Genomic DNA, 22954 nt, shown 5'->3' with positions numbered 1-22954 from the left:
CTATCGCTATCTAAACACATAGATACAAATAACACTTGGAATCCTTTCATAACAAAGGATTCCACTTTGTTTACATACTTACTATGTAGAATCATGAAGCTTTCCATATAGCATCTCGATTGTCTTTTTTTGCTCTAAATTATCAATTTCTAATTCCTTAACCCTTGCTTTTAAAGCAGCAATCAATGCGTCCTTTGATGATTCGGAAGTGTTTTTCAATGTGCTTGTATTTGCACATTTACTCTTACTCTCAACCCTATGCTTCTTAATTTGATTAGCAATAGATTCCTCTCTATAAAGCCAAGCTGTCGATACGTTTGCTTTTTCTGCTACAGTTTTGAAATTAATAGTGGCTTTTTCCTTTAGCATTTGTTTTATTGCTAACTCTGTGCGCTTAATAGCTTCATTCTTCTTCTTTAAGGCATTTTCCTTTAAACCTTGAGTGTTTCTATCATGGCTCATATTAATTACTCTCTAAGGGTGCAATAATTTTCACTAAAGATTCTTTGATATTTTCATTCATTTCCAGTTGGCGAACCCAACCGTTCTTTTTACACGTTTCAATAATCACTTCGGTTCTTTGTAGTTGCTCTTTGTGTTGAGGTAAAAAGGTGTGATCTGTTCTAAAGTTTGAGCATGTCAGACAGGCATTAGCATGTGGGCAACCGCCCTGAACAACGGGTAGTGAGCAAAGTCCATTTGGTAAAGTTTGCATTGCTATGTTTTTTTTAAGCCATTGAGCATCAATATTATTTGCATCTGTTCCCATTGTTAAATCATTAATAATATCTTGATCATTAAACTTTTTACCGTTTATATCAATCATTGTGCTGTTAAATTTCTTGAACTCTTTTTTTAATGTTTCATCTAAAATATGAGCATAGGTGCTAGTCATCACAGGGGTTTCATGACCTAAATATTTTTGGACAATATGTTGCGGAACTCCATTGTTAATCATTCGAGTTGCTACGGTGTGCCTAAATTGATGAAACCCAAAACGAATAACCTTTCCACTCGCATCATTTATATTATTTTCAACTGCAAGTGCGTTTAGATTTTTAATTAGAGTTCCTTTGCTCCATGCTTTTCCTGCTCTTGGATAAGGAATGCCATTTTCCTGAAATTTGGGGGTTGTAAATAGTAAAACAGGAGCTTGACCAAACTCTGCAATCATAGCTTTTTGTTGTTCCCTGATTACGGAAACTAACTCTGCTGAAATTGGAACGATATGATCTTTTTTCATTTTAAATTGATAATATTTAAGAAAGTAATCCCCATTTTCATCAGGAGAAATACAATTAAACATTAAACTACAGCACTCACTAATTCTCATCCCAACCTCTTGTAGTACAAGAAAAAACCTCATCACATCAGGATTTAATTTATCAATATGCTGATTTAATTGACTCATTACATTTTCGGGAATGAATTTTGGTATTGATTTAGGCAGGCTTGGATAATCCGTATCCCTAATTAGTTTAGTTGCCCCAAATTTAATAAAATTTGTATCCTCACACCATTCAAAATACTGTCTTAAAGATGCTAATCTTCTTTTAATCGTTGAAGATTTTAATTCAGATTTAGACCATTCAAAAAAGACTTTTTGCATTTCTGATCTAGTAACTTCATGCGCTTCGCATTCAGGGTTTATAGAGTAAAGTGCTCTGCTGAAAAATGTAATAGCATCAATATTTGTCTTTAATGTGCTTTTTGATCTAGTTGAAAATACAGCCTTAATAAATGCCTTAGCCGAACTTATTAACCAATCAAAGTGAATGTTGCTAAAGTTCAGTTTATGTGTTTCTGTATCTCCTTTAGATACAGCATCAAAATCACTTTTAACCAACCAAACATCTTCGGTTTTTATAGTAATTTTTTTCAGACACTCTTGATAAATATCAGGATGATTCTTTTTAATAACACCTTCACCAATTCCTGATTCGTTCATTAATTTTCTTACACTGATATATCCACCATTAGGAATAGGTGGTGTATTCTTTGGATTTCCATTTTTAAGTCTTTCTAAGGCTTCCAAAAGTATCAAGCGATCTTGGGTGTGCCTTGAAGTTTTTTGCTTTTCAATTTCAATCAATATCTGATTATGAGCGTCTGGATAACTTTTCCTAACCATCATGTCAAAGGTTTCAGAAAACCCTGCTTCCCTACAGACTTTTTTTACAGTAATTACCTCATTTTTAGACAACAATATGGTTAAAGCTTTTAATAGCTTATCGTGCTTTTCTTTATTACCATACCTAGCATATTCACCTTGAAGCTCATTTATTTTGTTAAGAATGTCAGGGAAATATGCATACAAGTACGAATCAGAAACATCTGCTTCTTTAGCTACAGATGCTACAGTTACTTTAGCGTTTTTATTAACATTCCTTGTTTCTCCTGTTTTAAAACGCTCTATTGCCTCCATACAGCGTTTTCTAACAAGACTAGCATGAATGGTTATACTTTCATTCTTTGAGTCTTTTAATGAGCTGACATAAAGCATCACATCCCTAAAATCCCTATGTAACTCAGTAGGTGAAACTCTCGCTTCTTTGGCAATATTTTTGAATATTAATTTTCCTTTCTTACTAATAACAATAGGATTCCCATTAATTATTCTATCAATGGCTTCTATTGCTTGCTGTTTTACGTTTATAGATTTAGTTGTAGACCCATTATCGGTAAATACTTTTTCAGCATAATTCGTATTCATTTTAATTTACCTTTTTGAAAGTTTTGGAATGCCACTTTTAGGTCTTGATCATTCAAATGAGCGTAAATATTAATCGTGGTTTGAATATCTTTATGCCCTAAACGCTTTTGAACGTATGAAGCATCCCAACCACTTCTCAGTAACTCTGTGGCATGTGTATGTCTAAAAATATGAGGGCTGAATGGAAGTTTTAGGGCTTTGGATAAGCGACTGAATTTAGTGTAAATAGTGCTGTAACTTAACGGATGCCCTTTATTTTCGCCCCATATATTCACAAAAACATAATCAGAATCAATATCGTCAAAATCATGTACTACATAATCAGTGTAGCGTCTTATGAGTTCATCACTAACGTCAATAACCCTAGTTTCTTGGCTTTTTGCTCTTGCGTTATTTGTATTGTTATTACGATGAACTATATGAATCTCGCTATCCCAACTTTTAATATCTTCATGCCTTAAACCAAGACACTCGCCTATACGCATACCTGTTTCATAGAGTAGGGCTACAATCAACTTATCTCTGCGGTTAGAACATGAATCTAGGATTTTTTGCACTTGTTCAAATGTTAATGTTTTAGGTATTCGTTTAGGCTCTTTAATTTTAAGAATGCTATGTTTTGTGGAGCTTGCTTTACTAATATGATGTAGAAACGGTTTGTAATTTTTACTATTAGATTTAGTTGATCTCTTATCATTTAAAACAAGAGTGCTATCTAGTTTTGAGTGATAATCATAGAAAGCTGTAATCGCAGTAATTATTGTATTTATTGTTTTTTCTGAACGCAGAGAAACACTTGAAGAAAAAGGAATAATATTACTTGCATCTATAGTTCCTAGTTTTAGAAAGTTGATGAACTCTGATAGCTCAATTAAACCAATCTGATTCCAACTATAGTTCTTTAAAGATAGAAATAACCAAAATTCTTTAAGATGATAAGCGTAAGAACGAATAGTGTTTGGAGATTTTCTAACAGAACTTAAATACCTTAAATAAAGATCAATTGATGGTATAGCTAAGTGATCATCACCAATGACAATCCAAAAGTCTTCTGTTTGATTATTAATTCGTATTTTCTGCACTTTCATTAAGTAGAATCTACTATGTATATATGTTTAGATATAAATTCTACAATGTATATTATTAATAGTAAATCATTCTTTGTTTACTTTGTATATTATTATTTATATGTAGTAGATAACTATCGTGAGCTGTACCGCAGTTCACGCACTTCCATTCTCTTATTCGCAAATCTGCTCTACCTTTCGGACTACTTGCGGTGATCTCACCACAGTACGAACACATTTGGGTGGTATAGGCTTCATTGACTTCCTCAAACAATACTCCTGCGTTCTCGCATTTATACTTGAGCATCGTTTTTAGTGCTGAAAATCCTGTATCTAAAACAGACTTCGCCATTTTAGTTTTTACAAGTTTCTTGGCACCTAAGTCACCTACAACAATAAGTGCATTGTTTTTAATAAGCATGGTGCTTGCTTTGTGCAAATGATCTTTACGACAATTTGCAATCTTAGCGTGTAATGCACGAACACGTTTCTTATTTTTTGCTCGTTGAGCTATACCTAGTTTTTGTTCATACTTTCTATAGAACTTTGGATTTGAAATCACAGTACCATCTGAGCAAGTAGCAATATCTTTTAGACCAAGATCAATACCAATTGCTTTAGTAGAAGTTGGTTTATCTTGTTTAGGTGATTCCACAACAAGACACACGTACCAGCGACCACGACTATCCTCAACGAATGAGCCTGTTTTAACGCTGTATTTGCCTATACCATAACTATCCCATAGGTTAAATTTCTGTTTGCCGTATTGCACATAGCCATCAGCGTAATTTATCCCCGACTTCTTAAATGGTATCCAACCAAGTGAACGTCTTGCTGACTTCTTATTACTCACACGCCATTTTAATTTTGCTTTTTTAAACTGTTTTCTTTTACCAGCATATTCTTCCCTGATTGCATCCACTGTTTGACTATGCAAACCACACAATTTTGAAGTTCCTTTTGTGTATTTAGCCATATCGAATGCTGAGAAAAAGCTACCTGTTCTTTGCAAGTGATTGAAACTCAAATCATTCACATAATTCCAAACAAAGTTCACCTCAGCTGCTAATTGGTCTAGCACCTTGCAATGTTTGTCTTTTATGCGTAATTTAAGTGTTTTCATGAGCTTATTTTAGATCATGTTAAATTAAATGTATTGATTTTTAAAAAATTCAACGACATTTTATGTCGTATTGCTTATATCTCTGACTTTCAGGACAGAGTTTTACGCTCCATTTGATAAAAGGAGAAATTAATGTTCCGCCAAGTAATCCATACTGAAAATGCCCCAGCTGCCATTGGCACCTACTCTCAAGCCATTTTAGTCGGGAATACACTCTACTTATCCGGTCAAATTGGTCTAGATCCATACAGCATGGAACTGGTTGAAGGCATTGAGGCTCAGATTCGTCGTGTATTTGACAACTTGAAAGCAGTCTGTGAAGCAGCTGGCGGCTCCCTGGCAGATATTGCCAAGCTCAATATTTACCTGACTGACCTTTCTCACTTCCAGCTGGTTAACCAGATTATGGGTGAATACTTTGCCCAGCCTTATCCTGCACGTGCAGCTCTGGGTGTAGCAAGCCTACCTAAGGATGCACTGGTTGAAATGGATGGCGTAGTGATTATTAATCAATAAGTTATAAAAATCACTAAATCCCCAGCCTGCAATATTTAATTCTAAATTATAAATCGTTCTTGTGCAGAAATCCGAACAGCACTCGGATTTCCGCTCAGGTGGTATTTTTTTATCTAAATCCCCAATTATTTTGAACGCATTTTCAAATGATTTTTATTGACAAACGATAATAATTATCAATAATATCACTTATCTTATTTAATCACTGTGGTTATCTGACATGTACGTTTGTCTATGCCGTGGCATTACTGATCAAGACATTAAAGAAGCTGTGGCCAATGGGGCGGAAAGCTATCGTGAAGTACGCGAAATGCTCGACTTGGGCACGTGTTGCGGTCGCTGTGCACCTGAAGCTCGTATGATCATCAGTGATGAAGTTTCCCAGATTGCGGCGCGTCTGGCAATTGCAGCCTAAATAGTATATTGAATACCCCTATAAATATAATGATAAAAACAATGATCTCTGATCATTACTCCTCCCCGCCCTCGACTCTGGCGGGTTTTTATTGTTTTAGATTTCATTTGATACTATTTGATTGCGATTTTCATTTGCAGTTCAATAAATTACTCGCCATTGCCGAGCCATATGATTTAAGATAATCTGATATAAAAACCCATAAATACAAATGGGTCATCAAGCTATACGGAGTGATACAATGAAAGGCAATCGTGATGTAATTAATCAGCTGAACCAGGTGTTGTATCACCACCTGACTGCAATTAACCAGTATTTTCTGCACTCACGCATGTTTAATGACTGGGGTATTGAGAAGCTCGGTTCTGCCGAATACAAAGAATCGATCGTGCAGATGAAACATGCCGATAAAATTATTGAACGAATTTTATTTTTAGAAGGTCTGCCCAACCTGCAACATTTAGGCAAACTTTATATTGGTCAGCACACCCAAGAAGTGTTGCAATGTGACGTACGCAAAGTCAAAGAGAATATTGAAACCATCCAGCAAGCCGTTGCTTTGGCAGAAACTCAAATGGATTATGTGACTCGTGATCTGGTTCAAGAGATCCTGGAAAAAGAAGAAGAATATTTAGACTGGACAACGACTCAGCTTGATCTGATTCAAAGTGTGAGTATTGAAAACTATATTCAAAGCCAGCTTTGATTTCTTAAAGACATAAAAAAGCCATCATGATGATGGTTTTTTTATTGAGCTAAAACTATTTCGGCATATCTTTAATGACTTCATCATAGTTCAGTTGAATTTTTTGAATGGTATTTAAACGCCAGAGCTGATGATGAGCCTCCTCAACATAACCATTGTAAGCCAATAAACGAATGTATTTTAATAAGTTGTATTTGGTTGGATAACTCACCACCAATTTTTCATGTTGATGGATTTCCTCCTGATTCATCTTGGTATAAGGATTTACCCGGATCCAGTTAATACGATGATTAAATTCAGTTAGCAAGAGGATCGGCTTTTCATTGGTAATTTTTTCTGGCTGCTGTTCATAGCGAATGCTCTGACCTAGTTTTGGTACAGCGGTATCATAATCCTGGTAAATGACTGCAATTAAAATAACACCAACTGCAAAGATGGCTTTTATCAGCCACGATGGCATAACAAGCTGCTTAACCATATCAGCTCGTTGTGCCAGCACTGTACCGATAATAAAACCTACGGGTAACAGGAAATAGGCATAATGCTGTGGAAACTCAAACATGGCATGGGTAACAAAAGCACCGATCATTAATATACCAACGACCGACTCCGGAGTTTTCACCCATCGCTGCATTTGATAGCCCAGGTAGCCGAAATAAGCCAAGAAAGGCACACCAATCACTGCCCCGTTCCAGATCAGGAAATCGATAATAAAATTATGTGCGCTACGAATCCAGACCGGACCCTGAACCGTATCAGTTATCGAGACAAAAGCAACACTGGTTTGATACCAGCCATAACCAAACCATGGTTGAGCCTGAATCGCGGCCAGCATTTGCTGCCAGATGGCGAGTCGTGACATATCCCCCGTGGCACGAGATACTACATCACGGCTTTGCACCACTTGGGCATCCATGACCTGAGTCGCCAGCTGACTGAGTAATGGAAAAGCGACAATGCAAGAAATAAAAAAGATGAACCATGCTGTGCTGTAATACCATTTCAGGCGAATGATCCTTTTATATTGGTAGAATGACAGATACAACATGATCGCGATCGCAGCGACCCAGGCGGTCCGTGACTGACTTAAAGCCACACCAATCACAATCACAACAGCGCAGGCAAATAGCCATTTGGTCTGGTTTTTTTTCTTTTCATAGATATACAGGCAGCTCATCAATGCCATGACCAAGAAAGTTGCCATATTGTTTGGCTGGGCGAAATTGGCATAGGGACGTTGAGTACCACTGATATTCACCATGCCTGGCAGTATTGAATCCAGATTTGTCCACTGACATAGAGCAATTAAGCCTGTAATCATTCCTGAAGCTAAAAACACATAGCTAAGGTTGGTAAAAGTTTCTTCCCGATTATAATTTCCTGTTGAAAGGTTATAACCTAATATACTTGCGAGCCAAAAGCTAAAGACAAAAATAAAGCCCATCATGGCAGTACTAAAGAAAAATACCTGTCCCAGAAGAAATTGAATAAGAGGAATACAGGCCAGTAACAGCAATGGCAAACTTATTGCTGGAATTTTGAGTTTTTCTTTTAGACAGATAGCAGTAATCGCAAATAGTGCAAAAAAGGCATAGAGTTCGCCTGTATAAGTGACCCAAGGGCGGTAATGAATGGGCATGAGCCAAGCGAGGGAGATAAGAATTGCCGCAATCAGGGCAAGCGTGAATTTCATGGAAATGTCAGGCGGTAGAAGTTCTGCACATGATAAACAAAAAGCAGATTTTTTGTAATTTGTTCTTAGTTAGTGAAGATATTGCAGAGGCTTTAGTTTGGTTAAATTCAGAAAAAACTGACACTTTTTGTCACTTAATTACATAAATTTACTTTAGTAATTTTATTAGATTTCTAATCCATCAAACAATCTATTGATTTTATAGGAAATAATTGAGTAACATGTATTGGCATACTTTGTGCAATCTATAAATTAGCTTACAAAGCTTATAAATAAATTAACAAACATTTGTGGAGAATGTTATGAACACTCAAAAAGGCTTTACGCTTATTGAATTAATGATTGTAATCGCTATTATTGGCATTCTTGCTGCAATCGCAATTCCAGCTTATCAAACTTATATTGCTAAATCTCAAGTATCAGCAGGCTTAGCAGAAATATCAGCTGTTAAAACAGGATATGAAGCTCAAGTCAATGAAGGAACTGCTGTAGCAAAGCTTGGCCAAATTGGATTTGCAGCAACTTCAAGCACTCGCTGTTCTGCTTACGGTGCAACAGCAGTTGATAGTGATGGTAAAGCAGACTCTGCTATTACATGCACATTAACTGGTACACCTGCTATTACTGGTAAAGTTATTGCTCTTAATCGTGCTGCTAATGGTAGTTGGTCATGTACTTCTGGTGTTGAAGAAAAATACTTACCAAAAGGCTGTACAAAACCTACTACTGCTCCGGCCGCTGGTACAATTGTAGCTCTGTCATAATAAATATCTAGATATCAAAAACGTATCTGAGTTAGATACGTTTTTGTTTTAACTCAAAATTTTCCAATAATAGCTAATTATCTTTTCCATATTTTTTATAAACTTCCTTTAACTACTCATAATCATTTTTTATTGCCTTATTCTTGTCTTTTACTTGATCAACATCCTATATAGGTGAAAGGATATTTTGCCTTGCTTGCTGTATAGTCATATCTCAATTACTCGAACCAATGCAGCATGCTAGTCTTTTTAATCAAACCTTGTTTAAATACAACTTCAAGCACCATCCTGTCATTATTAATTGCAGAACCTTGAACTACAACATTTGATTTACTAGTTATTAAACGCTTTAAAATGGCAAAATGCTCACTCGAATACAGTAAATTAATTAATAAAGTCACCCCAATATAATCGGTTTATTCCCTAATTCATTCTTTAAATCATCTATTTTTCGATCATAATATTGGTCTAACACCTTTCCAATTTCTATTACGCCTTCAATTACACCTGCTTTAAATTTTTTCTGCTTTAATTGCTGAATGATATTTTGGCAAATTTGATCCCAAACATCCTGAGTCGTTGCCTGCTTAATCCCTCGATCAATCACGATTTCAACTTTGTGTTCACATAAGTTTAAATATAGTAGTACGCCACTATTGTATTCCGTATCCCAGACACCTAACTCTGCGAAAAGCTGTCGTGCACGAGTACAGGTATCCTGAAAATAAGCTTGTTTAGCAGGAATACAGCCTTCGATCACCACCTGGATTTCACCAACATGACCATGCTCGGCTTCCTCTACAGCTAATGCAATCGCATGCTGGTCCTGCTTGGAGAAAAACCGCTTGGTTGCAGGCATATAAAAGAAGTGCTTAAGCCAGCGCTTAAAACTTGGTTGAGCATGTTCTTCCAGTTTAGGCTGCGTGACAATATCTGTTGTATCTGTAGTTGTTACCATGAGCCTGATGCTCCTCCCCCACCAAAACCACCGCCGCCTCCACCGAAACCGCCGCCTCCAAAACCACCACGTCCACTACCACCGCCACGACCACCACCTGCCATGAAAGCATGCAGGATCAACTGAGCAAGTGAGGTAACGAGCAAAAAGAAAACTCCAGCACCAATTAATAGGCTAGCGACCAATCCCATTCCATTCACTAATCCAGCTGCAGTTCCAGCTACTGCGGCAGTGGCCGCACTCAGCTTCCTGCCAAAGATCATGGAACCAATGACACCAGCGACGATAATAAAAATAACCGAACCAAAAGTCGCTTGAGATGCTTGCTGCGCTTTATAAGCCTGTTCCTGACGTTCTTTAAGCTCAGCTGCTGCTTGAGCTGCAATTTCAGGATCCAAGTTGAGAATACGCTCAATTTCTGCCAGCCCCGCATCTATCCCTTGCGCATACTGACCCTGCTTAAACAAAGGTGTAATTTTGTTATTAATAATCCGTCCGGCCATAATATCCGGCAGAACGCCTTCCAACCCATATCCAGTTAAAATCTGAATACGACGGTCATTTACCGCAACAGTCATTAACAGACCATTATCATGCTCTTTTGATCCCAGTTGCCAACGATCTGCCACACGCATAGAATAGTCAAAAATATCCTCCTGGCCCGTGGTAGGTACAATTACTACGCCGATCTGAGCCTTACCTGCCTGATAAAGATTGATGATTCGTTGACTAAGTTGCTGTTTTTCTGCTGCCGTTAATAAATTTGCCTGATCAATCACCGGTTCATTCATGCTGGGCAAGTCGCGCTGACCTTGACCTTCAGCCATATCATTGGCAATTTGTGGCTGCGGTGCGGTCGCTGTAGGTTCCGCATTTTGATCTACAGTATTTGCTTTAGGCTGCAAAATTTCACGTGCAACAATGACTTCTTCTGTATCAGTTGCCGTTGCTGTTTCACTCCAGGCAGGATTCATCAGGCTCATAATGAGACTAAGGAATATACCTGTACAAAGTTTTACAGCGCTCGTATGCATCATTGCAGCCACCTTATTAGCAGATTACCCAAGATCAAGCTTAGTCAAATGAAACCTTAGGTGCCTGTTGCGCGCTTTGCTCTGCACTAAAGTTTGGCTTGGTATCCATTCCAATGACTTTGGCCGTCAACACCTGTGGGAACTGACGTGCATAAGAGTTAAAATCTTGTACAGTCGTAATATAGCGGTTACGTGCTACTGCAATACGGTTTTCAGTACCCTCAAGTTGTACCTGCAGGTCACGGAACTGCTCATTGGCTTTCAAATCAGGATAATTCTCAGTTACGGCCAATAAACGCGATAAGGCACTAGTCATTTGTGCCTGAGCTTCCTGATAACGCTGGAACAGTTCAGGATCTTCCAGCACTTCACGGTCGACTTTTAAGCCTGCCACATTGGCACGTGCCTGAGTCACTTCAGTCAATACCTGCTCTTCATGCGCTGCATAGCCTTTTACCACATTCACCAAATTCGGCACCAAGTCAGCACGACGCTGGTACTGGTTTTGCACTTCAGACCAGGCTGCAGTGACAGCCTCATCTTTGACTTGCAAGGTGTTATAGCCACAGCCACTCAGGGTTAAGGTACTGGCCAGCATCACAGCTATGAGAGATTGTTTTAATACACGCATGATGTCTCGTCCTCAATTCTTTATTGATATTTATATAGTTAATTTGATTTTAAACAGTATTTTCTAAAGTTTTGTTACTTTTTATAATCCTTTTAATGCTTCCTATTTTAAGTTTGCAAATAATTAAAAATTAAAAAAACCCGCCGTAGCGGGTTCTTTAAATGATTTCAGTGAATTTTTAACTGTTAGATATCGAGGTAATCCAGGATACCTTCTGCAGCCTGACGACCTTCCCAGATCGCAGTGACTACTAGATCTGAACCACGCACCATGTCACCACCGGCGAAGATTTTTGGATTCGAGGTCTGGAATTTATATTGCTGCTGCTCAGCGGCAACGACACGACCTGAACCATCGAGATTAATACTTACATCAGCAAACCAGTCCGCAGGGCTGGTACGGAAACCGAATGCCAGCAGTACTGCATCCGCAGGCAGAATTTCTTCTGAACCTGGAATTGGTTCCGGACTACGGCGACCACGGCTATCTGGCTCACTGAGTTGAGTCGTGACAAATTTCACACCAGTGACTTTGCCATTTTCACCGACAATTTCGATTGGTTGACGGTTAAACTGGAATTCCACCCCTTCTTCACGCGCATTTTTTACTTCACGATGTGAACCCGGCATATTTTCTTCATCACGACGGTAAGCACAGATCACTGACTCAGCACCCTGACGGATTGATGTACGGTTACAGTCCATCGCCGTATCACCACCACCTAAAACAATGACTTTTTTGCCTTCAACGCTGATGTATTCCGATGGATCTTTTTCCCAGCCTTGGCAACGATTAACGTTAGCAATCAGAAAATCCAGTGCATCATAAACACCATCTAAGTCTTCACCGGCAAAGCCACCTTTCATATAGGTATAGGTTCCCATACCCATGAATACCGCATCATAGTCAGCCAGTAGCTGGTCGATGGTCACATCTGTACCAATTTCGGTATTCAGACGGAATTCAATACCCATACCCGTGAAGATTTCACGGCGGCGTTTCATCACATCTTTTTCCATCTTGAATTCTGGAATACCAAAAGTCAGCAGGCCACCAATTTCCGGACGCTTGTCAAATACCACTGGTTTAACACCATTGCGTACTAGAATATCCGCACAACCAAGTCCGGCAGGACCTGCACCAATGATGGCAACCTTTTTATCAGTCCATTTTACATTGGACATATCTGGACGCCAGCCCAATGCAAAGGCGGTGTCATTGATATATTTTTCTGCATTACCAATGGTGACTGCACCGAAACCATCATTCAGGGTACAAGCACCTTCACATAGACGATCTTGTGGACAGACACGACCACAGACTTCTGGCAAGGTATTGGTTTGATGGCACAGTTCTGCTGCCTGGAAAATACGGCCCTCTGCCAGCAACTTCAACCAGTTTGGAATGTAATTATGAACCGGACATTTCCATTCACAATACGGGTTACCGCAACCTAGACAACGATGTGACTGATTTGCAGCCACTTCAGTTGTGAAAGGTTTATAAATTTCCACAAATTCTGCTTTGCGGACGTCAATCTCTTTTTTCTCTGGATCTTGGCGTGCTACATCCAGGAATTGAAAGTCATTACTTAGGCGTTCTGCCATGTCTCTCTCCGTGGGTAGATGCAAGGGGTTCACAGTTGCCTTGCATCTGCCTTCATTTCTGCAGTAGTGGAATTATTGTGGATCAGCTTGAGTTGTTTTCAACAGCGTTTGCAAGTTGGCAGCTTTTGGTTTTACCAACCAGAACTTACGGCTATAGAAGTCAAACTCGTGGCGGATCTTGTACGCCCAAGCACTACCTGTTTCTTTAATATGTTCATCCAGGATACGACCCAGGAACTCTTTGTGCTCTTCCATCGCTTCCGTAGAAATACGATTCAGCTCAATCAGTTCATGGTTGTAATGGTCAACGAAGTCGTTATCCAGATCAAGTACATAGGCAAACCCACCGGTCATACCTGCACCGAAGTTGTGGCCTACTTTACCCAGCACAGTTACAATACCACCAGTCATATATTCACAGCAGTGGTCGCCCGCACCTTCAATCACGGCGAAGGCACCAGAGTTACGTACCGCAAAACGCTCACCCGCAGTACCTGCAGCAAACAGTTTACCGCCAGTCGCCCCATACAGACAGGTGTTCCCAATAATTGCGGTATTTTGTGTCTGGAATGGCGAACCTTTCGGTGGGAAGATCGAGATACGACCACCTGCCATGCCTTTACCGACATAGTCATTGGCATCCCCTTCAAGGCTGATGTGCAGCCCACCGGCATTCCATACACCCAGTGACTGACCTGCTGTACCCAGCAAGTTTACTTTAACCGGATGAGCTTCCATGCTGAGATTGCCATAACGTTTTGCAATCTCACCAGACAGACGTGCACCAATCGAACGGTCACAGTTACCAATGCTGTAGTGATATTCGCCACCAGTACCCGCTTCAATCGCTGGCAGAATTTCTTCTACCATTTTCTCAGCCAGAATACCTTTGTCAAACGGCGCATTGCCCTGAACTTCACAGTACTGTGCTTTGCCTTCAGCTGCAGGATGTGACTCCAGCAGTTTGCTCAGGTCTAGATGTGCATGCTTGTCAGTTTCACCTGGCAAGACTTCTAGCAGATCGGTACGGCCAATCAGGTCTTTCAGACTGGATACACCTAGCGCCGCCAGCCATTCACGGGTTTCTTCAGCAATAAAGGTGAAGAAATTAATCAGCATTTGTGGTTCGCCGATGTAGTGCTCTTGACGCAAGTGATCCTGCTGAGTTGCTACACCGGTTGCGCAGTTATTCAAGTGACAGATACGCAGGTATTTACAGCCCAATGCGATCATTGGTGTTGAACCAAAGCCGAAGCTTTCTGCACCCAGAATTGCTGCTTTCACAACGTCCAGACCAGTTTTTAAACCGCCATCAGTTTGTACGCGGACTTTGCCACGCAGGTCATTTACACGAAGGGCTTGATGCGCTTCACTTAGACCAAGTTCCCAAGGCGAACCTGCATGATGAATAGAGGAAAGTGGAGAAGCCGCTGTACCGCCGTCATAACCAGAAATGGTAATGAAGTCAGCATAGGCTTTCGCTACACCTGCCGCAATCGTACCGACACCTGGTTCAGAAACAAGCTTAACTGACACCATCGCCTGTGGGTTAACTTGTTTTAAATCAAAGATCAACTGTGATAAATCTTCAATTGAATAGATGTCATGATGCGGTGGTGGCGAAATGAGGGTTACACCTGGTACAGAGTAACGCAAACGGGCAATGAGACCGTTTACTTTACCGCCCGGCAACTGGCCACCTTCACCTGGTTTTGCACCTTGCGCGACTTTAATTTGCAGGACTTCTGCTGACGTTAAGTAAGCAGGCGTCACACCAAAACGGCCCGATGCAATTTGTTTGATTTTCGAGTTACGGATGGTGCCGTAACGCGCTGGATCTTCACCGCCCTCACCTGAGTTTGAACGACCGCCAATGGTATTCATGGCAATCGCAATCGCTTCGTGTGCTTCAGGCGACAAAGCACCTAAAGACATACCCGCAGAGTCAAAGCGAGGCAGGATCTCTTCCACCGATTCCACTTGATCCAGTGCAATCGAATTGTCTGTTTTGAGTTTGAATAGGTCACGGATCGTTGCGATCGGACGGTTATTCACAAGTTCTGCATATTCTTTAAAGTCAGCATAATTACCAGAACGTACTGCTTTATGCAGTGAATTAATTACGTCTGGGTTAAATGCATGGTATTCCTTGCCGAATACAAATTTCAGCAAGCCACCTTGATCAATTGGTTTACGGTTTTTCCACGCGATATCAGCCAATTGTTTCTGGTCATTTTCAAGATCAACAAATGTTGCACCCTGAATACGACTTGGTACACCAACGAAGCATGTGTTCACGACTTCATTGGATAAGCCCACTGCTTCAAACAGCTGACCGCCACGGTAAGAAGCAACCGTTGAAATACCCATCTTGGACAGGACTTTCAGCAGCCCTTTTTCAATACCCTTACGGAAGTTGTTTTGCGCGTATACCGGATCACCCAGCAATTCACCTTTCGCGACCAGATCATTGATCACGTCATACGCCAGGTATGGATAAATCGCTGTCGCACCAAAGCCCAGAAGTACAGCAAACTGATGTGGATCACGAGCAAAACCGGTTTCGATAATCAGATTCGCATCGGTACGCAGACCTGTATTGATCAGATAATGGTGTACTGCACCAGTGACCATCACAGCATTGGCTGGCAAGAAGCCTTCACGGATTTTCTTGTCTGAAAGAACCAGTAAAGTCTTACCATCACGAATCGCTTGGGCAGATTCTTCACAGATACGTGCAATCGCCGCTTCAAGACCTTCCGCTTCTGGATAGTTCAGGTCGATGTCCGCAATTTCATAACCTTTACGACCAATCGTGCGGATCTGATGCATTTTTGAATTCGTCAGCACGGGGCTGGATACAATTAAACGGTCTGCATGTTCTGGGCTTTGCTCAAATACATTCTGTTCACGACCGAAACAGGTTTCCAGTGACATCACGATTGATTCACGTAGTGGATCGATCGGCGGATTAGTGACCTGCGCAAACTGCTGACGGAAGTAATCGGAAACGTGACGGACCTGACGTGATAACACCGCCATAGGCGTATCGTCACCCATTGAACCTACAGCTTCCTGACCGCTTTCTGCGATTGGACGTAGTAACTGGTCACGTTCTTCAAAAGTCACCATAAACATTTTCTGTGCCGCTTTCAGGCTATCGCCTTTTAAGCCTTGATCGCACAGATATTCTTCCAGCTCAGGGCTACCCTGTAGACGTACTGAATTTTCACGCAGCCATTCACGGTATGGACGCATACGTTTCAGGTGGTTATTGACATCCTGAGTATCTAATACTTTACCAGTCAAGGTATCCACAACCAGAATCTGGCCTGGACCTACACGACCTTTAGATACTACATCTTCAGGCTCATAACCCCATACACCGATCTCAGACGCCAGGGTGATATAACCATTTTTAGTCACGACCCAACGCGCAGGACGTAAACCATTACGGTCTAGCATACAGATCGCATGACGACCATCCTGAATTACAAGTCCTGCAGGACCATCCCATGCTTCCATATGTTTAGAGTTAAACTCATAGAATGCACGTAAGTCAGCATCAAGCGTTTCAACATTCTGCCAAGCAGGTGGAACCAGCATACGTAGCGCACGGAACAGGTCCATACCACCACCTACGAGGATTTCCAGCATGTTATCCAGACTAGAAGAATCCGAACCAGTACGGTTAACAATCGGGTTCAGTTCAGTCAAGCCTGGCAGTAATGGATTTTCGAATTTAGGTGTACGCGCCAGCGCCCAGTTACGGTTTGCAGTAATAGTATTAATTTCACCATTATGCGCCAGGTAACGGAATGGCTGAGCCAATGGCCAGCGTGGCAAGGTATTGGTAGAGAAACGTTGGTGGAACACCACAATATGTGAGGCCAAACGCTCATCAGCCAGGTCAGTATAGAAGTCAGCAATTGCTGCTGGCATCATCAAACCTTTATAGCTAATCACAGTTGAGCATAAGGTAGTTACATAGAAGTATGGATCATTGGTCAGTTTCTGCTCGGCACGACGACGCGCCAGGAATAACTTACGGTTAAATTCAACCTCAGTGACACCGATTGGGCAGTTAACAATGACCTGTTCAAAAGCAGGCAAAGACTGCATCGCAATCTCACCTAACGCGCCATTATTGGTTGGTACCACACGCCATGCAATAACGCGGCAACCTTCTTCTTCAATTTCTTTGGTTAATACTTGTTTTGCGTGTGCTGCCAGTGCAGGATCCAGGTTCAGGAAGATCGTACCTACAGCAAAAATTTCGCTTAAGGTAATATCACTTAAACGCTTTGCTTCTTCACGAAAGAATTCCTTTGGCATTGCCAAAAGCAAACCACACCCATCACCGGTCTTACCATCTGCGGCAATACCACCACGGTGGGTCATACAACTTAAACTATGAATTGCGGTCTTGACGAGATCATGGCTTGCATCACCCTGCATATGGGCGATCAAACCGAAACCACAGTTATCTTTAAACTCATCCGGTTGGTATAAACCTTGAGCGGGAGCTACATTATTAGGCGATGGCATGTGCATAGCGTACCCTTCTTATCACAAAGCCCTGGCGGGCTGTTAAACAATCTAAATCCGTCTTTGCGATGGCGTCCAATTTACTTTCGAGGAAATTTCTATTAGCAGAGTAAAACTTTTCTTCACACCTTGAAGATAAACCTTTTCAGATTAATACGCATGAAAAATAAAGTTTAAAAGACTCAGAAATCACATAAAAATAACGACTAAATATGACACTTACGCATAATCATCGAATCATTTTCGCGCCAAAACAGGGAGATTAATTCAATTCATGCACCAATAAAGCAAAGAACATGCCAACTTGATGCACTAAGACAGAAACAATACCAATGACAAAGATTTAGCAAATATTAGATACAGAGTGATGATTTTTATTGTGTATTTTTTGCACCAAAAGCGCACATTTATAGCATTTTTTCATACAGGGTGCGCTATTTTAGCTCGCACCCAAATTTGTATCAGTTAAAAGGATCACTTATCTCTTGTTCTTCAGCACGTTGTTGACCATTAGGTTGAGCACGTGGCGTTGACGGTACAGTGCTTTCAGACTTCTGCACATCTACCACATTTCCCGATGGATCACGACGAACAATGGTTGTACTGGTGGTACTTGGCGTATTTGATGAGGGCTGGCTCTGCGGTTCAGGAACTACTGTTTCCTCTACTTTTGGTAGAGGCACATTTTTTAATCGTACTTGATAGAGTTTCTGGTTAGACGTCAGCTCATCAGAACCTAAGTTATTCACATAAGGTTGATAATCCTGAATTTGCTGCACAGCTGGTTTGACTGATTTTGGCAAATCCATATTCAGATGGTCCAGTGCCTGCTTTGCTTGATTGGCTGATTTATAAGAACCATAGAGTAAAACATATTGCTCAGGCATATTTTCGCCTGACAGACGCAAGTATATGAATTTATTACGATCTACCTGTTTTCTTAAAAAGTTTTTAATAATAATTTCATCAGAGACCCGAAATAGCTCAATCGCATACTGATTTTTAAATTGAGTAACATATTTGTTACCACGAAACTCGGCTTCATGGTTTGCATTTACAATGGTGCGTGTGGTCATATCCAGCGGATGAACTTCCTCATTTAATGCACCAAGATGGGTCATTGAAGAAACTTTTTCTGGTTGAATCAGTAGTTCAACCTCTGTTTCAGGCTTTTTCTCTACAGGAGTGACCTGATCCTTATCTGTAATTGCCCAAAAAATGAGCGCAACAAAAAGACAGCCTACCGCAGTCACCAGCCAAAAATAATGCTGAATCTTTTGCCATGGCGTATGGAGTGCTGTCATTTTCTAAAATTACCTATGCCTGATTGGCCAGAATGGCCTGCTTCATTAATTCTACATCAAAGTCTCGGGTGATAATCGCTTGTCCTAATTGTTCCAGCAATACCAGACGTAACTGTCCATTTAAGACTTTTTTGTCATGTGCCATATATCCCAGGAAATCATCCAGAGGAATTTTAGGACAAACAATCGGAAGTTTGGCACGAGAAATGATTTTTTTTGTACGCTCTACCTCGGCTTCGGAAATCCAGCCCATACGCTGTGATAAATCAGCGGCCATGACCATACCGGTTGCCACCGCCTCACCATGCAGCCATTCACCATAGCCCAGATAAGACTCAATGGCATGGCCAAAAGTATGACCGAGGTTGAGTAAAGCACGCTCACCTTGCTCTTTTTCATCGTTCGCCACGATACGGGCTTTATGCGCGCAGGACCGATAAACAGCTTCAGCGAGCAACTGCTCATCACGAGCAATCAGACCTTCCATATTGGCTTCCAGCCAAACCAGGAAGTCCTTATCACCGAGTAATGCATATTTAATGACTTCAGCAAGACCTGCTGATAATTCACGATCTGGCAAGGTTGATAACTGGGACATATCCGCCAGCACGACTTGTGGCTGCTGGAAAGCACCAATCATGTTTTTACCGAGTGGATGGTTGATCCCGGTTTTACCACCGACACTGGAATCCACCTGCGAAAGCAAAGTTGTTGGCACTTGAATAAAGTACACACCACGCTGGAAACAGGCTGAAGCAAAACCAGCCATATCACCAATCACGCCACCACCCAATGCCAATACCGTACAATCCCGGTTAAAACCTGCTTCAAGCAATGCATCAAAAATCAGGTTTAAATGCTGAATATCCTTAAATTTCTCACCATCCGGTAAAATGCAGGTCGCTACCGTTTTACCCAGTTTTTCCAAGGCTGTCTTATAATGTTCCAGATATAGTGGTGCCACCGTATCATTACTGACAATCATCACCTGTTTACCATGAATATAAGGTTCTAACAGCTGTTGAGGATTTAAATCGCTACCAATAAAAATTGGGTAACGACGTTCACCGAGTTCGACATGTAAGGTTTGCATGATGGGGTAACCACTTTTCTACTGAGCTTATTTTTTCGGAAGGATGAGATGCAGAATACGCTGTGCCAGATCACGTGCAGCACCCTGATTGGTCTCAATAATATAGTGTGCGACTTCCCGATACAGCGGATCCCGAATTGCAAGCAGATCTTTAAGTTTCTGTTCCGGATTTTCAACTTGTAATAAGGGACGGTTTTTGTCGCGATAGGTTCGCTGGAGCTGGATTTCCACAGGAGTGTAGAGATAAACAACGATGCCTCGCTGTTTCAGATATTCGCGGTTAGGCGCCTGAGTCACCGCACCACCACCTGTGGCCAAAACCAACTGTGGTCGTGAAGTTAACTCATCGATGACAACCGTTTCACGACTACGAAAGCCCTGCTCACCCTCTTTTTCAAAGATCCAGGGAATCGTTGCACCTGTTTTACGCTCAATTTCATGATCACTATCCAGAAATTCTCGTCCTAACAATTCTGCTAAATGCCGTCCTACTGTTGTCTTTCCCGCCCCCATCGGCCCTACCAAATAGATATTTGGCAGGGATTCAAACTCTTTGCTTGGCAAGGAGTCACCTATTCATTTTGTTAATTTCAAAATATATTAATGATTTCTTGAAACACTGTCATTAACAATTCGAGGTGTAACAAAAATCAGGAGCTCACGCTTATTGTCAGATTTAAGATCTCTACGAAATAAATGACCTAAATATGGAATATCTCCCAAGAAAGGTACTTTAGTTTGTCCATTCCGTGTTTCTTGCTCAAAAATCCCCCCCAAAACTACCGTTTCTCCATTATCAACCAGCACATTAGTGCTAATTTGATTTTTATTAATCGTTAATTGACCCGTTGGAGTCGGGTTTCCAGGAGTATCACTGGTAATATTGAGCAGCATCTGAACTTTACCGTCAGGTGTAATACTAGGAGTTACATCTAAGCTGAGGGTTGCATCAATAAATTCAGTAGTTGAAACTGCATTTGCACCACCCCCTTCTGAAGATTGATACGGAATTTGTGTACCTGATGAAACTTTAGCCGCCTGCTTATCTGCTGTTAAAACTTTAGGTGTTGAGATCACTTCACCATAACCATCTGCTTGTAAAGCAGAAAGCTCCAGATCTAACATAAAGTCAGATAAGCTAATCAAGCCAAAAGCAATTCGACCAGCAGGGTTTGCAACACCCAAGTCAACATTCAAATTATCTGGGCGTTGAATATCATAGGTATATCCACCTAAATCACTTTCTTGAGGATCACGCAAATCCCAAAGTGTAGTGTCACTTCCACCCACTAATAGATTATTATTATTAGTAATGCCCTGAGAAAGAATTCCCCATTTCACCCCGATTTCTTTGGTGAATTCAGTCGATGCACGCACAATACGTGCTTCAACCATGACCTGCTTTACCTGTACATCAAGCAGATCCACCATATTGCGGATTTTATCGATAAAAGGCTGAGTATCATTTACAATTAAAGTATTGGTACGTGCATCAATAGAAATAGAACCACGTGAACTCAGTAGACTCTCCTTATCATCTCCACTTGTACTGCCTGTATTAGAACCGGCACTTGAGGCCCCTTTATTCTGCGTGATGAGCTTTTCAATATCAGCTGCTTTGGCATAACTGAGTTGCATATATTCTGTCTGAATAGGAGCAAGCTTTACACTTTGTGCAAGTGCTTTGGCTTCTTCTTCTTCAGCTTTAATGAGCTCAGATACAGGCGCTATCCAGATTACATTACCATTACGACGCTTATCCAAATTCTTAGTCTTTAAAACAATATCTAAAGCCTGATCCCAAGGCACTTCCTTAAGACGTAAAGTAATATTGCCTTGTACGCTGTCTGCTGCAACCATATTAATGTCAGTGAAATCTGCTAGTAGCTGTAATACTCGGCGAACTTCAATATCCTGAAAATCTAAAGAAATTTTCTTACCAGTATAATGCTGAGCAGCTTTTGGACGTAATGGATTTTTCTCTTCTGGGCGTTTTAAACTAATTGTCAGTTTATTATCGGTTTGATAAGCCATGTATTCATAGCTATCTGAAGTTTGAATGGTAACCACTCCAGAGCCATTCTGGTTGACCGCATCTACTGTCGAAACAGGTGTAGCAAAATCATTCACATTCAGACGACGGGTTAAATGTGCCGGGATCTTGGAGCCTAATGCCCGTACAATAACTTTAGTACCTTGCTGTTGTACATCAACCGGTGTATTACCACTCGCCAGATCGATCACGACCTGACCTTCACCTTTCGCCCCGCGCTGGAACCCAATATTGGTAATGCCTTGAGTATTTTGTTGTACAACTGGCTGTACAGGGATAACTGGATTGGTTGAATTGATTTTTAGAATAAAGGTATTGCCTTCAACACGCGTGGTAAATGCACCCGCATCAGCCAGATTCACAGTTAAACGTGCACGCTGGGCATCTGAAGTCACATCTACAGAACTTGCTTCTTTCGTTGCAACAGCAATACTGCTTTGTTTTAAATTCTGCTGTGCTTTATCAAAATCCAGAATCAGACGTGATGGCGATTCTAATTGATAAGCTTGTGGTTGAGGTGGCAAGCCATTAAACATCACACGAATTTCAGTACCTTGTCCTGGAATCTGCATTGGCACCACATTGGTCATCGAAACCTGTGCACTTGCCGCCTGCATTACAGCAATGGCAACTGCCCCCATTGAAAACTGACGAAACACATGATTCATTGTATTAACATCCCCAAAAATAAATTCTTTAAAACTTTTATTCATTGTTATTCCCTTTAAC

18 protein-coding genes are annotated in these 22954 nt (G+C 40.9%); 4 read left to right on the top strand and 14 right to left on the bottom strand.

The genetic code is table 11. The features are described from left to right. Positions 1–81: 81 nt before the first annotated feature. From ACTJIX_RS06720 to ACTJIX_RS06705, 4 genes are read right to left on the bottom strand one after another with little or no spacing between them, the layout of a single operon-like run. Positions 82–462, bottom strand: coding sequence for a DUF6262 family protein (locus tag ACTJIX_RS06720; protein ID WP_440611082.1), 381 nt, complete (start codon positions 460–462; stop codon positions 82–84). 1 nt (position 463) lies between these two features. Next, entirely contained in the window at positions 464–2713 is a 2250-nt protein-coding gene (locus tag ACTJIX_RS06715; RefSeq protein ID WP_416664883.1) for a tyrosine-type recombinase/integrase, read from the bottom strand. Beyond that, positions 2710–3801 carry a tyrosine-type recombinase/integrase gene (locus ACTJIX_RS06710; protein WP_111861098.1) on the bottom strand — a complete coding sequence of 364 codons (1092 nt, stop codon included), beginning with the start codon at positions 3799–3801 and terminating at the stop codon, positions 2710–2712. The genes ACTJIX_RS06715 and ACTJIX_RS06710 overlap by 4 nt, the downstream gene beginning before the upstream one ends. Positions 3802–3856: 55 nt before the next feature. Next, a complete protein-coding gene (locus ACTJIX_RS06705) occupies positions 3857–4903 on the bottom strand; it encodes an RNA-guided endonuclease InsQ/TnpB family protein (RefSeq protein WP_440611313.1) in 1047 nt (348 codons plus the stop codon). A 132-nt stretch (positions 4904–5035) separates the two neighbouring features. Here ACTJIX_RS06705 and ACTJIX_RS06700 point away from each other — a divergent pair, with 132 nt between their 5' ends. The 3 genes from ACTJIX_RS06700 (at position 5036) to bfr (ending at position 6540) form a co-directional block, all read left to right on the top strand. Further along, complete coding sequence (locus tag ACTJIX_RS06700; RefSeq protein WP_163169092.1) at positions 5036–5419, top strand: RidA family protein; 384 nt, start codon at positions 5036–5038, stop codon at positions 5417–5419. Positions 5420–5639: 220 nt separating this feature from the next. After that, complete coding sequence (locus tag ACTJIX_RS06695) at positions 5640–5834, top strand: bacterioferritin-associated ferredoxin (RefSeq protein WP_076754467.1); 195 nt, start codon at positions 5640–5642, stop codon at positions 5832–5834. A 241-nt stretch (positions 5835–6075) separates the two neighbouring features. Further along, a complete protein-coding gene (bfr, locus tag ACTJIX_RS06690) occupies positions 6076–6540 on the top strand; it encodes a heteropolymeric bacterioferritin subunit Bfr (RefSeq protein WP_076754470.1) in 465 nt (154 codons plus the stop codon). 55 nt (positions 6541–6595) lie between these two features. On the opposite strand, the gene ACTJIX_RS06685 is transcribed toward bfr, so the two are convergent. After that, positions 6596–8233, bottom strand: a complete 1638-nt coding sequence (locus tag ACTJIX_RS06685; protein WP_440611312.1) for a Wzy polymerase domain-containing protein — start codon at positions 8231–8233, stop codon at positions 6596–6598. 302 nt (positions 8234–8535) lie between these two features. Here ACTJIX_RS06685 and ACTJIX_RS06680 point away from each other — a divergent pair, with 302 nt between their 5' ends. Continuing rightward, positions 8536–8997 (top strand): pilin, encoded by a 462-nt coding sequence (locus ACTJIX_RS06680; protein WP_440611311.1) that lies wholly within the window; start codon positions 8536–8538, stop codon positions 8995–8997. A gap of 397 nt (positions 8998–9394) precedes the next feature. Here ACTJIX_RS06680 and ACTJIX_RS06675 read toward each other — a convergent pair whose 3' ends face one another. The 9 genes from ACTJIX_RS06675 to pilQ all read right to left on the bottom strand — a co-directional run bounded on the left by ACTJIX_RS06675 (position 9395) and on the right by pilQ (position 22938). Then, complete coding sequence (locus tag ACTJIX_RS06675) at positions 9395–9955, bottom strand: TPM domain-containing protein (RefSeq protein WP_440611310.1); 561 nt, start codon at positions 9953–9955, stop codon at positions 9395–9397. After that, positions 9949–10992, bottom strand: coding sequence for a TPM domain-containing protein (locus ACTJIX_RS06670; protein WP_440611309.1), 1044 nt, complete (start codon positions 10990–10992; stop codon positions 9949–9951). Before ACTJIX_RS06670 ends, ACTJIX_RS06675 begins: the two co-directional genes overlap by 7 nt. A gap of 37 nt (positions 10993–11029) precedes the next feature. Then, positions 11030–11620 (bottom strand): LemA family protein, encoded by a 591-nt coding sequence (locus ACTJIX_RS06665; RefSeq protein WP_440611308.1) that lies wholly within the window; start codon positions 11618–11620, stop codon positions 11030–11032. Between the two features lie 185 nt (positions 11621–11805). Continuing rightward, positions 11806–13227, bottom strand: coding sequence for an FAD-dependent oxidoreductase (locus ACTJIX_RS06660; protein ID WP_440611307.1), 1422 nt, complete (start codon positions 13225–13227; stop codon positions 11806–11808). A gap of 72 nt (positions 13228–13299) precedes the next feature. Continuing rightward, a complete protein-coding gene (gene gltB, locus ACTJIX_RS06655) occupies positions 13300–17775 on the bottom strand; it encodes a glutamate synthase large subunit (protein WP_171260570.1) in 4476 nt (1491 codons plus the stop codon). 461 nt (positions 17776–18236) lie between these two features. Next, on the bottom strand, positions 18237–19079 hold the full coding sequence (locus tag ACTJIX_RS06650) for a hypothetical protein (RefSeq protein WP_005223461.1): 843 nt from the start codon (positions 19077–19079) through the stop codon (positions 18237–18239). A gap of 13 nt (positions 19080–19092) precedes the next feature. Next, complete coding sequence (gene aroB / locus ACTJIX_RS06645; RefSeq protein ID WP_005223463.1) at positions 19093–20172, bottom strand: 3-dehydroquinate synthase; 1080 nt, start codon at positions 20170–20172, stop codon at positions 19093–19095. 27 nt (positions 20173–20199) lie between these two features. Continuing rightward, positions 20200–20736 (bottom strand): shikimate kinase AroK, encoded by a 537-nt coding sequence (aroK, locus tag ACTJIX_RS06640; protein WP_005223465.1) that lies wholly within the window; start codon positions 20734–20736, stop codon positions 20200–20202. A 36-nt stretch (positions 20737–20772) separates the two neighbouring features. Next, entirely contained in the window at positions 20773–22938 is a 2166-nt protein-coding gene (gene pilQ / locus ACTJIX_RS06635) for a type IV pilus secretin PilQ family protein (protein ID WP_005223467.1), read from the bottom strand. Positions 22939–22954 lie beyond the last annotated feature (16 nt).

Origin of the sequence: Acinetobacter sp. 22323 (assembly GCF_052044895.1) — a bacterium.
In the GTDB taxonomy this organism is placed as follows: domain Bacteria; phylum Pseudomonadota; class Gammaproteobacteria; order Pseudomonadales; family Moraxellaceae; genus Acinetobacter; species Acinetobacter schindleri.
Note: the sequence above shows the minus strand (reverse complement) of the source record. Positions and strands in the feature narration are given on the sequence as shown.